Origin of the sequence: Bacteroides graminisolvens (genome assembly GCF_963666085.1) — a bacterium.
Taxonomy (GTDB): domain Bacteria; phylum Bacteroidota; class Bacteroidia; order Bacteroidales; family Bacteroidaceae; genus Bacteroides; species Bacteroides graminisolvens.
In genome coordinates this window covers 890593-903270 of sequence record NZ_OY762556.1, presented here as the reverse complement: position 1 = coordinate 903270, position 12678 = coordinate 890593, and the positions used below count along the sequence as shown (strand labels likewise).

The 12678-nt window shown below is 37.6% G+C and carries 12 protein-coding genes; 10 read left to right on the top strand and 2 right to left on the bottom strand.

Annotation, left to right across the window (positions count from 1 at the left end; all coding sequences use genetic code 11):
• Window positions 1-167 precede the first annotated feature (167 nt).
• The 7 genes from ACKPCE_RS03660 (at window position 168) to ACKPCE_RS03630 (ending at window position 7766) form a co-directional block, all read left to right on the top strand.
• Complete coding sequence (locus ACKPCE_RS03660; protein ID WP_319505915.1) at window positions 168-1217, top strand: CDP-glycerol glycerophosphotransferase family protein; 1050 nt, start codon at window positions 168-170, stop codon at window positions 1215-1217.
• A gap of 51 nt (window positions 1218-1268) precedes the next feature.
• On the top strand, window positions 1269-2312 hold the full coding sequence (locus ACKPCE_RS03655; protein ID WP_319504227.1) for a pyridoxal-phosphate-dependent aminotransferase family protein: 1044 nt from the start codon (window positions 1269-1271) through the stop codon (window positions 2310-2312).
• Between the two features lie 2 nt (window positions 2313-2314).
• Complete coding sequence (locus ACKPCE_RS03650; protein WP_319504226.1) at window positions 2315-2824, top strand: FAD synthase family protein; 510 nt, start codon at window positions 2315-2317, stop codon at window positions 2822-2824.
• A gap of 105 nt (window positions 2825-2929) precedes the next feature.
• On the top strand, window positions 2930-3739 hold the full coding sequence (locus tag ACKPCE_RS03645) for a glycosyltransferase family 2 protein (protein WP_277638596.1): 810 nt from the start codon (window positions 2930-2932) through the stop codon (window positions 3737-3739).
• A gap of 7 nt (window positions 3740-3746) precedes the next feature.
• Window positions 3747-4727 carry a glycosyltransferase family 8 protein gene (locus ACKPCE_RS03640; RefSeq protein WP_319504225.1) on the top strand — a complete coding sequence of 327 codons (981 nt, stop codon included), beginning with the start codon at window positions 3747-3749 and terminating at the stop codon, window positions 4725-4727.
• Window positions 4727-5920, top strand: coding sequence for a glycosyltransferase (locus ACKPCE_RS03635; RefSeq protein ID WP_319504224.1), 1194 nt, complete (start codon window positions 4727-4729; stop codon window positions 5918-5920). The genes ACKPCE_RS03640 and ACKPCE_RS03635 overlap by 1 nt, the downstream gene beginning before the upstream one ends.
• 13 nt (window positions 5921-5933) lie before the next feature.
• Complete coding sequence (locus ACKPCE_RS03630) at window positions 5934-7766, top strand: ABC transporter ATP-binding protein (RefSeq protein WP_319504223.1); 1833 nt, start codon at window positions 5934-5936, stop codon at window positions 7764-7766.
• Between the two features lie 8 nt (window positions 7767-7774).
• Here the strand turns inward: ACKPCE_RS03630 and ACKPCE_RS03625 are convergent, their stop codons facing one another.
• Both ACKPCE_RS03625 and ACKPCE_RS03620 read right to left on the bottom strand, forming a co-directional pair.
• Window positions 7775-8398: a ribonuclease H1 domain-containing protein gene (locus ACKPCE_RS03625; RefSeq protein WP_319504222.1), complete on the bottom strand. Its 624-nt coding sequence runs from the start codon at window positions 8396-8398 to the stop codon at window positions 7775-7777.
• Window positions 8399-8534: 136 nt separating this feature from the next.
• A complete protein-coding gene (locus ACKPCE_RS03620) occupies window positions 8535-9893 on the bottom strand; it encodes a metallophosphoesterase (RefSeq protein ID WP_319504221.1) in 1359 nt (452 codons plus the stop codon).
• Window positions 9894-10075: 182 nt separating this feature from the next.
• On the opposite strand from ACKPCE_RS03620, the gene ACKPCE_RS03615 reads away from it, so the two are divergent.
• From ACKPCE_RS03615 to ACKPCE_RS03605, 3 genes are all read left to right on the top strand, one after another.
• Window positions 10076-11158, top strand: coding sequence for a helix-turn-helix domain-containing protein (locus ACKPCE_RS03615; RefSeq protein ID WP_319504220.1), 1083 nt, complete (start codon window positions 10076-10078; stop codon window positions 11156-11158).
• 117 nt (window positions 11159-11275) lie between these two features.
• The gene (locus ACKPCE_RS03610; protein ID WP_319504219.1) at window positions 11276-11878 is read left to right on the top strand and encodes a nitroreductase family protein; all 603 of its coding nucleotides are present in this window, start codon (window positions 11276-11278) and stop codon (window positions 11876-11878) included.
• A 133-nt stretch (window positions 11879-12011) separates the two neighbouring features.
• The gene (locus tag ACKPCE_RS03605; protein ID WP_319505914.1) at window positions 12012-12542 is read left to right on the top strand and encodes a shikimate kinase; all 531 of its coding nucleotides are present in this window, start codon (window positions 12012-12014) and stop codon (window positions 12540-12542) included.
• Window positions 12543-12678 lie beyond the last annotated feature (136 nt).

Below are 12678 nucleotides of genomic sequence, written 5' to 3'. Positions count from 1 at the left end.
TATGACGGTTGCTCAATATAGACATACTAAAGAAAGTGATAGCTTAGAATATCTGTTCATGTCATTTCTATATTCAACAGTTCCATAAATTTATTCTAATTTAGACTTTTGTGATCATTGTTTAAACAATGTACGAAATTAAACTATATAATATTTTGAAAAATAAAATGCGAGTTGTTTTTTTCTGCGAAAACTTATATGCTATTGATATTTTGCTGCCAATACATAAAGAAGCGCTATCTATTAGTGATAACGCCTCTCTTTTGTGGTATGTGCATGCTCCGAGAATTGCTCAATTTCCTTTGAAAGATGAGGTTAATTACACAACTTCTATTCAGGATGTTTATGATTTCTCACCGGATGTGATTTTTGTTCCCGGAAACATCGTTCCTTATTACTTGCCTGGAGTGAAAATTCAAATATTTCACGGATATGCAGCCGAGAAAAAAGATCATTGGGTAATCAGGAGGTACTTTGATTTATACCTTACTCAAGGTCCTTATTTTACAAGAAAGTTTACTGAGTTGTCTCAAAAGTACAAAGATTTCTCTGTGGTTGAAACCGGCTGGCCTAAACAAGACTGGATTCAAAAGCATCGTAATGATTTTGATGTGGAGAAAAAGAAGCTTTTGGCTGATCATAAAAGAGGCAAACTGGTGTTATATGCACCTACTTTTTCTAAATCTTTAACTTCTTTGCCTCATATAAAGGCTGAATTGGTCAATTTGGTACATCAAGAGAATGTGGTTTTGTTAATCAAATTGCATCCGTTAACCAAGCAGGAATGGGTGGATGAGTATAAGCAACTGGCAACTCAGGAAGAGCATATTGTATGGCTTAATGATTTTGATGTAACAAAGGCACAACTGATGGCCGATGTGATGATCAGTGATACGTCATCTACTGTTTATGAGTTTCTTTTGCTTGATAAGCCGGTTATAACTTTACGTACCATTGCAAAAGATATCTATTGGAATAATATTGAAGATCCGTCTTTGCTAATCGATGCCTATCAAAATATTGATAATAAAGAAATAGCTGACAAAAGGAAATGGGTCATGCAAAATTATGATCCATATACAGACGGACAAGTTTGTCGTCGCATGCTTGATGCAGCTGCTCGCTATATTGAACAACATGGAGTGCCCCGAGAACGAAAGTTGAATATATGGCGTAAATATACCAGCATTAAAACGTTTGGAAGAATAAAGAAATGACTCTCGAATAAAATAATATAACTAAAACATAGACTAAATTTTATACGTACTATGAAATCTTATGTATTTCCCGGAGATATTGAAGAAGATATACTCCGAATCAGCGGACAACCGTTTCCTTATATGCGAACTAGGCTTTTTTCTGAGCTGGTAAAAGACTCAGAGCAGATGTTATTATCGTTAATAGGTTGCCCAAATGGTCGGGTTATTCCGTATACAGCCTCGGGAACAGCCGCCATGGAGGCTGTTGTTGCTAATTTTGTTTCAACCATGCAAAAGGCTTTTGTTATTGCCGGCGGGTCGTTTGGCATGCGCTGGAAAAACTTGTGTGATTACTATCAGTGTCCTGCCGATGTTTTTCATGTTGACTTTGCTAAGGATATTGATTATAATGCTTTGGAGGAGGCAATAAGGGTTTCGCAACCCGAGGTGTTGTTGTGTCAGCATCATGAAACGTCAACGGGTATTTTATATAATTTATCCAACATATCAGCTATTTGTAAAAAGTACGAAGTCTTTTTAATAGTTGATGTTATCAGTTCTTTCTTGACGGATCCGCTTAATATGGATGAACTGGGTCTTGATGTATGTATTACTAGCAGCCAGAAAGGGTTGAATATAGTACCCGGCTTGTCGTTTGTGATTCTTTCCGAACGGATGCTGCATCAAGAATTTGTTCATAAAGGATTCTATCTTGATTTTAATGAAAATCTGACTAACTTAAAGAGGGGACAAACACCGTATAGTCCTGCTACAAGCTTGTTTATGCAGTTGCATGCTCGTTTAAACATGTATGTACAAATAGGAGTGGAGCAGCTAATTGAGAGCCGTAAACAAAAAGCTCAACATTTCAGGTCGCTTTGTGCCCAAAACGGCTGGGAAATGCCGGTTGAAGTTCCTTCGAACTGCATTACAGGTTTTTTCGTTCATCACAATGGTGATCATCTGTTTGAAGAACTTCTGAAGCAAGATATTTATATTATGCCAGGAGGAACTCCTCATTATTTTAGGGTTTCGCATATTGGTTTGCAATCTGTCGAAGAACTCAATGATTTGGCTAGACGAATTAAAGTAATTGAACAAATGAACTTCTGATAATGGATAATGAAAATAAAAAAATAAGAGTATTTACATCGGGAAGCTTCGACTTGTTTCATGTGGGGCATTTAAATATTCTTGAAAAATCAGCTGCCCTGGGCGATGAGTTAATCGTAGGGGTCAGTACAGACGAACTCATAGAACAATATAAAGGGATGAAACCTGTCATTCCTTTTGAACAACGCTTTCGGATAATATCCTCACTAAGGTGTGTCACTAAAGTGGTTAAACAAGTGAAGCTCACTGAAATAGCTCAATTAAAAAGAGAACAAATAGACATTGTAACCATAGGTGACGATTGGGAACATAAATATCTTGAAGGCTTGGAATGGATGAAATCACAGCCCGACAAAAAGGTGGTTTATTTTCCTTATACACCGGGAGTTAGCACAACGGTTATTAAGAAATGTATCATCGAATGCACCAATCAGATTGTTCAGGCGGCTTTACAGCGTGAGGCAGCGTTAGACTATAATTGGAAGGAAGATGAGAAAATTTCAGTATACTAAATGCGCCGTTCACAAACTGATTATACATAAAATAGCATAAGGATGAATGCAGTATCTCAAAAATATTGTATTTAACTTTATATATCTAATAACAATTTTCATACTATGCATACGAGCTTATTAATATCTACTTATAACTGGAAAGAGGCCCTAAAAGCCTGTCTGCAAAGTGTTTTTAATCAAAGCATATTACCTGATGAAATTCTTATTGCCGATGATGGTTCACAAGATGGTACTAAGGAAATGATTCGAGAAATGAAACTTCAAACCAAAATACCCATCATACACGTTTGGCATCAAGACAAAGGGTTTCGTGTGGCTGCTATTCGTAATAGAGCTATTGAAATGGCTAAGGGTGACTATATTATTCAAATTGACGGAGATGTCATTCTTCATAAGTATTTTATTGCAGATCATTTGGAATTGGCAGAAAGGGGATACTTTGTCTGCGGAAGCAGGGTGTGGCTGCGGGAAGAGACTACTGATCATATTTTAAAAGGGGATATAATGCAGCCGTCATGTTTTAAAGAAGATTTGCGTTTTGCACTCAATGGATTAAGGTCCAAAATGCTTCGAGGTTACTTGGCTAAACGGTATGGGCAAAATAAAATATCTCGTTTAAGAGGGTGCAATATGGCTTTTTGGCGAGACGATTTGCTGAAGGTGAACGGGTATAACGAAGATTTGACCATGTGGGGGCAGGAAGATACTGAGATGGCTTATCGTTTAATTCATTCCGGAGTGAAGAAGAAATTCTTGAAGATGGGAGGAGTACAGTATCACTTGTATCATACAAAAGCTTCCAGAGAACGATTGATGTACCACAACATGGTTTTGAGAAAGGTAATTATTCAACGCACGGCATGGTGTGCCAACGGAATAAATAAAGGAATGAATTTGGCAAAAAGTATTTAAACTATATATGATTAACATCGTTTGTAACATAGATGATACCTATGTGGATTTTTGTAAACTGATGCTTCTGGGATTATTTAAAAATAATCCGGATGAAGAGTTTACTGTATATGTTATTGAAACCCAGGTCAAAGAGTCGGCAAACAAAAAAATTAAGGAACTTGAATCAACTTTTCGTGTTGACGTAGTCTTTTGTGAAGTTCCATATTCTTTTATTGAAAATTATCCTATTAAAGAGCAAGATCATTTGAGTCTGGCGGCTTATTTGCGCATTTTTATTTCTGATTTGTTGCCTCAAACTGTCGATAAAGTGCTTTATCTGGATTGTGATTTATTGATCATGGACTCAATTGCCGATTTATGGAATATCAACTTAGAAGAGTTTGCTGTAGCGGCTGTGGAAGAGAGGCCCCCGTTTGATGTAGAATCGCCTCGTACCCTTGGTTATCCGGAGTCTTATTCGTATTTTAATTCGGGAGTAATGCTTATTAATCTCAAATATTGGAGAAAGCTTCAATTATCAAAAGCGTGTCAGGAGTATATTTCTGAGAACTTCGATAAAATAGAGTTGCATGATCAAGATGTACTTAATGCTTTGCTTTACGATAAAAAGAAACTTCTTCCGATTCGTTGGAATCTGATGGATTTTTTCCTTTTTACCAAACTCGATATTCAAAAGAGAAGGCTGAATGATCTGTGTGCCGCTTTTGAGAAACCGGCCATAGTGCATTTTACCGGAAGGAGGAAGCCTTGGGTGCATAATTGTGATAGTCCGTTCAGAAAAAAATATGTTCAACTGGCAAGGGAGTATAATTGTCATGTTGTACCTGTTGCGGTTTCTGCTCATTATTACATCAGATATTACTGGTATCTGTTTTTAAGGGCATGCAAATTAAAACGTAAGAAGGTTCTTACAGCATCGGATATCAACCAAATCATCACTGATCCTCAAAAATCGCTGATTTTACTCAATAATAAAACCCGATAATGAAGAAAAGAAAAGTTGCTTTTTTGCATGTTTCTTTCCCTGACGGAGGAGCCGAAAGGATAACGATGGATATAATAAATTATATCTCTTCTTTTAACTACGAATCATATATCTTCACTTGTAATTTAGAATCGGAAAAATTACCAACTGAGTCTGTAAATAGTTTTAAGCCTTTATTGCTACCCGATCCAACGAATGTTGATTCTGTCGAGAATGCTGATTTTATCATTCATTCTTTAGATAAGAATGAGATTGATATTTTTATTTTGCCTCATTATGAGTTAGTTACGTTAAGTTACATTCGTAGCCGTACACATTGCAAAATTGTTTTTGCACACCATGGCGTGCCCCTTTGGGAGGTTGAGAATGAGCTTTCAATTATGAAAAGAAAATCTGCACGAAACTTTCCGAAAAAGCTGGAGTGGCATTTATTACGTTATCCTAAATACAAACTGCTAGGCAAGTTTGAGAAGAAGTACTTGGAGAAATATCGTAAGATATATGATACGGTTGATGCTTATACGGTTTTGTGTGATGAGTATAAAAAGAAGCTGATCTCTAAACTGGGAGTACAATCTGAAAATAATAAAATACGGGTGATTCATAATTCGGAAAGGCTTGTTGCAGAGGTGAATCTAAATAAGAAGAAACAAATTCTGTTTGTAGGCAGAATGACTTATGCGGATAAGAGAATTGACAGGTTACTGAAGATATGGGAACTGGCTTGTTCTGATTTACCCGATTGGGAGCTGGTATTGGTGGGAGATGGTCCCGAACGTGCTACTTTACAGCAGAAAGCGGTTGAGATGGAGTTACCCCGGATTTCGTTTGAAGGATACTCAAACAAAGTTGGAGAGTATTACAGTCAAGCCACGGTGTTATGTTTGACATCCACATTTGAAGGGTGGGGGTTATGTCTGACAGAGGCTCAGGCGCATGGGGTTATTCCATTTGCATTTGGTTGTTCTGCGGGCGTAAAAGAAATATTGTCGCCATCGGGAGTCAACGGGTACATTATTCCTCCGTTTTCTATTAGAAAATATGCCCGATCACTTGTTGCATTATTAAACAATCCCTCAAGGATAAAAGAAATGCAGATGAATGTGATTCAAAAATCAAAGAAATATTCAACAGAAGCAGTCGGACTCTCCTGGCTATGCTTGTTTGACAGTTTGTTCGTGTCTCAAAAATAATAATTATAACTATATGAAGGAGTTTTTTCAGTTAATGAAACGTTTCGTTTCACCTTATAAGAGATATATAGGTTGGGCAGTTTTTTTAAATTTGCTTTCGGCTATATTCAATATTTTCTCTTTTACCTTGTTGATTCCTATTTTGCAGATTCTTTTCAAGATGGATAATAAGGTATATGAATTTATACCTTGGGATGCGGCAGTTGGACTAAAAGAGATCGCAATAAATAACTTTTATTACTACGTTACTAATCTGATCATTGAGAATGGCCCTTCGCTTACCTTGTTTTATCTAGGTTTGTTTCTGGCGTTTATGACGATGTTGAAAACGTCTTGTTACTTTGCATCATCGGCTGTAATGATTCCGTTGCGTACTGGTGTAGTGCGTGATATCCGTATTTTGGTGTATTCAAAAGTAATGAGTTTGCCGTTAGGTTTCTTCTCGGAAGAGCGCAAAGGTGATATCATGGCTCGAATGAGCGGGGACGTAGGCGAGGTGGAAAATTCTATAACGAGTTCCCTCGATATGCTTATCAAAAATCCGATATTAATTTTGATGTATTTTGGTACACTGGTGGTTACGAGCTGGCAATTGACTCTTTTTACCCTGATTGTATTACCTGCGATGGGATGGATCATGGGAACGGTTGGCAAAAAGTTAAAAAGACAATCTCTTGAGGCACAAGCAAAGTGGAGTGATACGATGTCGCAATTAGAAGAAACCTTGGGGGGACTTCGTATTATTAAGGCATTTGTGGCAGAAAAAAAGATGACCGATCGCTTCACCAAATGCAGTAATGAGTTCCGTGATGCTATTAATAAAGTGGCGATGAGGCAAGCTCTGGCTCATCCGATGAGTGAATTGCTGGGTACAATATTGATTGTTATGGTTCTTTGGTTTGGAGGCTCATTGATTTTGAGCCAAAATTCTCCTATTGAGGCTCCGGCTTTTATCTTTTACATGGTTATTTTATATAGTGTTATTAATCCTCTGAAAGATTTTGCAAAGGCGGGCTATAATATTCCCAAAGGACTTGCTTCTATGGAGAGGGTAGATAAAATCTTGAAAGCCGAGAATAAGATATTGGAGCCCATTCACCCAAAACCGCTGAATGAGTTGAAAGAACAGATTGAGTTCAAGGAGGTTTCTTTTAGTTATGACAATAATAGAGAGGTGCTTAAAAAAGTGAACCTGACTATACCCAAAGGGAAAACAGTTGCTTTGGTTGGACAATCGGGCTCCGGGAAATCGACTTTGGTTGATCTCTTACCACGTTATCACGATGTGCAAGAAGGATGTGTTACAATTGATGGTGTTGATATTAAAGATGTGCGGATTGGTGATTTACGAGGATTGATAGGTAATGTTAATCAAGAGGCTATTTTATTTAATGATACTTTCTTTAATAATATTGCTTTTGGTGTGGAGCATGCAACAATGGAACAGGTTATTGAAGCTGCGAAGATTGCTAATGCGCATGATTTTATTATGGAAAAAGAAGACGGATACAATACTAATATAGGCGATAGAGGAAGCAAACTTTCGGGAGGACAGCGTCAACGCATCAGTATTGCCCGAGCTATTTTGAAAAATCCGCCTATATTAATTCTCGATGAAGCCACCTCTGCGCTCGATACGGAGTCTGAACGTTTGGTTCAGGAAGCGCTGGAAAGGTTGATGAAAACCAGAACGACTATTGCAATTGCTCACCGTCTTTCAACCATTAAGAATGCTGATGAAATCTGCGTGGTTTATGAAGGTGAAATTGTAGAACGTGGTAAGCACGAAGAGCTTTTGGCATTGGACGGATATTATAAAAAGCTAAACGATATGCAAAGTCTGTAAACGTTTTTTTATTTCCTTCCGAAATCAGCAGGTATTTCTCCCCATTCTTTGGTTTCCCATTTTAGGATAGGGGTGGAATACTTGTTTTCTTTGAGCCATTTTTCGGCGCGTTCTATGAGCTCAAAAAGATACTCAGTCTCTGATGTGCGTGGCAGTTTTGTTTTGCACTTTTTTTGTTTCACCCAACTAATGGCATTGGCGCTGTCACTGTACAGAGGCATATCGTATCCTTTTTGTTTAATTAATGCTAGTCCGTGCACAATGGCTAAAAACTCACCAATGTTATTGGTTCCTTTTAGCGGTCCAAAATGAAAGACTTCTTGTCGGCTTGCAATGTGAACGCCTCTGTATTCCATAGGACCAGGGTTGCCACTACAGGCTGCGTCAACTGCAAGGGCATTATCGTTAACGGCTTCAGGCAAAGATGCTGATCTTGTTGCTGCTAACTTCTTCTTTTGTCCTATATAGGCGTAAGGTGATGAGCCCAAGGCGCGTTCGGCTTCCTCCAAGGAGTCGAATGATTTGTATTTTGCCCCCTCATATCCTTTCGTATGAAGCTGGCACTCATTCCACGTTTTGTAGATACCCGGTGTGCCACCGCTCCAAACTACATAATATTTTTGTTTGCCCATGTGAATTCGGTAGTTGATTATAGCTTTATTTGTATACAAAGGAACGAAAAAAATGAGATAAACAGTTTAACCCCGATGCAAATCTTCTTTGTGAGAAGGTTCACACCGGGATAATTTGTTTTGTATAAGTCAAATATTATAGATTTATTTTTTTGCTGTCTACCAACAAATGCTCTCCGCGGTTATATTTATATAATGCCACTTGTAGGTTTTGCTTGTTGGATTTGACAGGGGCAATCACAACAAAATTCATATTGATCACATCTTGATCTATTGCTGCGTTTTTATCACGAGTTTTTTGGTCCTCCCAAGTGCCTGAGTTAACATATAAACAAGGATCTCCATCACTATTGGTATATGATTGAATCTTGGGTAAGTGAGTGTGTCCAAAAACGACAAGACGGACTTTTGACTTAGAATTCTGGAAATATTGCACGTCTGCCTGCTTGTCAATAAACTCTGTTTCCAGACTACCAACTATTGCTTCGTTGATAGCTGTCATGGCTTTCACATTGTTGTACTTCTGGCGAGCATCCCAATTGGCTTGCGTAAACAATCCGTTATAGAGATTCATTTGGATGCTGCCGTCAGTAACATTTTTAGGCAAAATATCATTAATAGCATACGTTTTCGTGTAATTTCCTATGTTTGTCTTTATAATGGGTTCGTTGAAATTATCCTTTACGTAAATCACTTTTGTCATTACTTTTTTCCATAGAGTATAGTAGATACTTTTGCTTTTTTGCTCGGGGTCACTTTCATTATTTAACGTAACGTCAGGAACCTTTGTTGCTGCTTCAATCGTGGTTGGATCTGTAAATGAGTTAGCAGCTATGCGGGCGAAGAAATAGCCGGGAGGCAAGATGGCTCCAGGTGCTTCTGATTCATTGGCATTTGGAGTTATTGCACTGAAGAAGTCATATCTATGTCCATGTTCAATGGCAATTTGTTCGTATCCATCGGGGTTATAGGTGCCCACCGCTGATTTACCCTCTGGGTCACGAGCCTGATTTACACCCGGCATTGCAATATTAATATTTTCAGCAGATATTCCCATGTCATGATTACCCGGAATATAGGTTAGTTTTATTTTTCCATCTTTGATAATGCCATTTAGAACGTTAAATACACCTTGATTTGCGGCTACTGATTTTCTAACGAAATCAGCTTGAGACCCACTCCCATAAGTGTCTGTTCTAGTGGGGATGTACCATTCATCCAATATATCACCTCCAAGAATTAACTCTTTAACGGTGCTTGACGATCGAACTTCATTTAGAAATTGTTCAAGTCGTTCTAGGTGTTTTACGTTTTCAGAATATGCCAAGTCATTCCCGAGGTGTAGGTCACTGATGACAACAATTTTGTCTCTCTCATTGTTGCTGCTTTCACTGATCGAGTCAAAAGGATTGTTAGAAAGCTCCTTGTCGTCAGAGTTGCAAGATGCCAAAGTAAAGGTCAATGCTACTAGTAATAAAAAGTTTATTTTCTTCATTTCATAAAAAATATTAGTGGTACATTATTAGTGTATCAATAGGTTGTGTAAAAGTAGTCTTCATTTCATTACTTAATGTTTCATAATTACAATACCTGTGTATCATAAATACAAAATATTACGATTTAAAGTCTCGAATTAGATACGATTGCCGAAATATCTGTTAAATTTGTGTCTCAATTATGCAAAGTCTATATTTAGCCACTACACTTGCAGCAGCTGTTGCTTGTTTACTCACCTCCCTGTTGATTTTCGCTCGCAGGAAGAGCGGGGAGCGTTCACGTGTTATTCTTGCGTGCATCGTCTTTTTTTCTGTGGGGAACTACATGACCAGATTTCTGGCTTTATGTCATGGTGAAGATCCTAAGTTACTGATCTCAGTCCCCATGTTATTACTTGCCATTTTTATGGTTATATCTTATATAATGTATCCCATTGAGGTTATATCTCCCGGATATCTTAATTTTCGACGTATTGTGAAGCTCTACAGTCCATGGTTGGTATTAGCTCTTGTTTATTGTATTTGTTTACAGGTCGGCATCATTTTTAAACCTTACCATTCATTGTTTGAGATGTTGCCAGAGGTTACCGAGTTTCAAGTCTGGTTTCGTCTTTTACTTTCTATGTTGTTTTTTGCTCCGGTGTTATTTATCTTTACCATTCCTTATACGCGCCGTTACAATAACACAAACAGGACATGGATACTTAAATATACAATAACCTTCACTGTCAATATATTGGCTTATATGATTGTTCTGAACTTTGATACATTAATTATCAAAACAGTATATTATTATGTGAGTGCAGGTTGTAGCATCTACATAGCCTATATGGAACTGTTCGAAAGATTGATAGAACAACGGAATTTATCTACTGGTAATATTGATATCCCAAGTCCTGATAACCCGTCGGTTCCTACTGAGACTTTATCAGTAAGAAAGAATTCGTTATGTGAAAAGATAACTCTTCACATGAAATTGACTTGTGATTATAGGGACCCTGATATTTCTCTGAATATGTTGGCTGCTTCACTTTGCACTAACCGCACCACACTGTCTTGCGCTTTGCATGAATTGGGATATGTGAGCTTTAGCGCTTATATTAATTCATTACGTATTGAAGAGTTTATTCAACGGGTTCATAGCAAAGAGTCTACAAATTATCAGGATATTTTTTACGATGTTGGTTTTCGCTCACGCGCTACTGCTCTTAGGAATTTTAAACAATACACCGGAAAAACCCCGTCGGAATATTTCTCCAATTAATATCGGACGAGATTTGCTACTTTAGGCTATTAAAGTATATTTGGGGTTTGAACAAACCCTGTTTCGAGTTGTTTTTAAAAGAGAATAAAAAGACTGTAAAACCTAAATAAAGATATTATGAGTAGATCTTTCGAAGAGGCGTTGATAAACAGAAGAAGTTATTACGCCATTAAAAACGAAACTCCAATTTCTGATTTGGAGATAGAGCATATTGTACATACAGCTGTAAAACATGTTCCATCAGCATTTAATTCGCAGTCGGCCCGACTGGTACTACTGCTGGGAGATAACCATAGAAAGTTGTGGGGTATAGTGAAGGATACTTTGAAGAAGATGCTTTCAAGCGAGGCATATGCTCAGTCTGAAGCTAAAATTGATGGCTGTTTTTCATGTGGTTATGGTACTGTTTTGTTTTTTGAGGACGATTCTGTTGTAAAAGGTCTGCAGGATGCTTTCCCCGCTTATGCTACTAACTTCCCGGTGTGGTCCATGCATACTTCTGCGATGCATCAACTTGCAGTGTGGACGATGTTGGAAGATGTCGGTTTAGGCGCTTCGTTGCAACACTATAACCCTATTATTGATGAAGAAGTTGCGGCTACTTGGAATCTTCCGGCTTCTTGGAAACTTGTAGCTCAAATGCCGTTTGGATCTCCCGCAGGTGAACCAGGTCCAAAAGAATTTCAAACCTTGGAGACTCGCGTAAAAGTCTTTAAATAATAAGATAATACGGATCATCATGCCTCTGATTGAGCAGTCTTTTTGCCAAGTTTGTTAGCTTTTACTGTTCGTTTTATATAGGGATGTATTCAAATTGATTACCTTTGCAACAAACTTAATGTAGTTCAACATGATGATCCGTATTTTTTTAATTGGCTATATGGGAGCCGGTAAAACAACTTTAGGCAAAGCATTCGCAAAGAAATATAATCTTTCTTTTGTTGATTTAGATTGGTATATTGAAGAGCGCTTTCATAAAACAGTGCAAGAACTTTTTGCCGAAAGAGGTGAAGATGGTTTTCGCGAGCTGGAGCGTAACATGTTGCATGAAGTTGCCGACTTTGAAAATGTTATTATTTCAACTGGAGGAGGAGCACCTTGTTTTTTTGATAATATGGATTTCATGAATAAATCCGGAATTACTGTTTTTCTTAATGTAAAAGCTGAAATTCTTTTTCAACGTTTACGGGTAGCTAAACAACAACGCCCCATACTAAAAGGTAAGAGTGATGACGAATTGTCTTTCTTTATTGTATCAGCCCTTCAGAATCGTGCTCCTTTTTACAATCAGGCGCAATATATATTCAATGCAGATGAATTAGAAGATTATCATCAGATAGAAAACTCTGTGATCCACTTGAGTGGACTCGTTGGTTTGGAATAAATATTTTTATAGATTGTATTTGAATTGCATTTTTATTAGTAGATGTCTGCTTAATACTGCTATAATAGTGCATTTTCCTTTCTTAATTAGCGTAAAAATGCAAAAAACGAAAGGTGTTTGATTGAATACTATATAT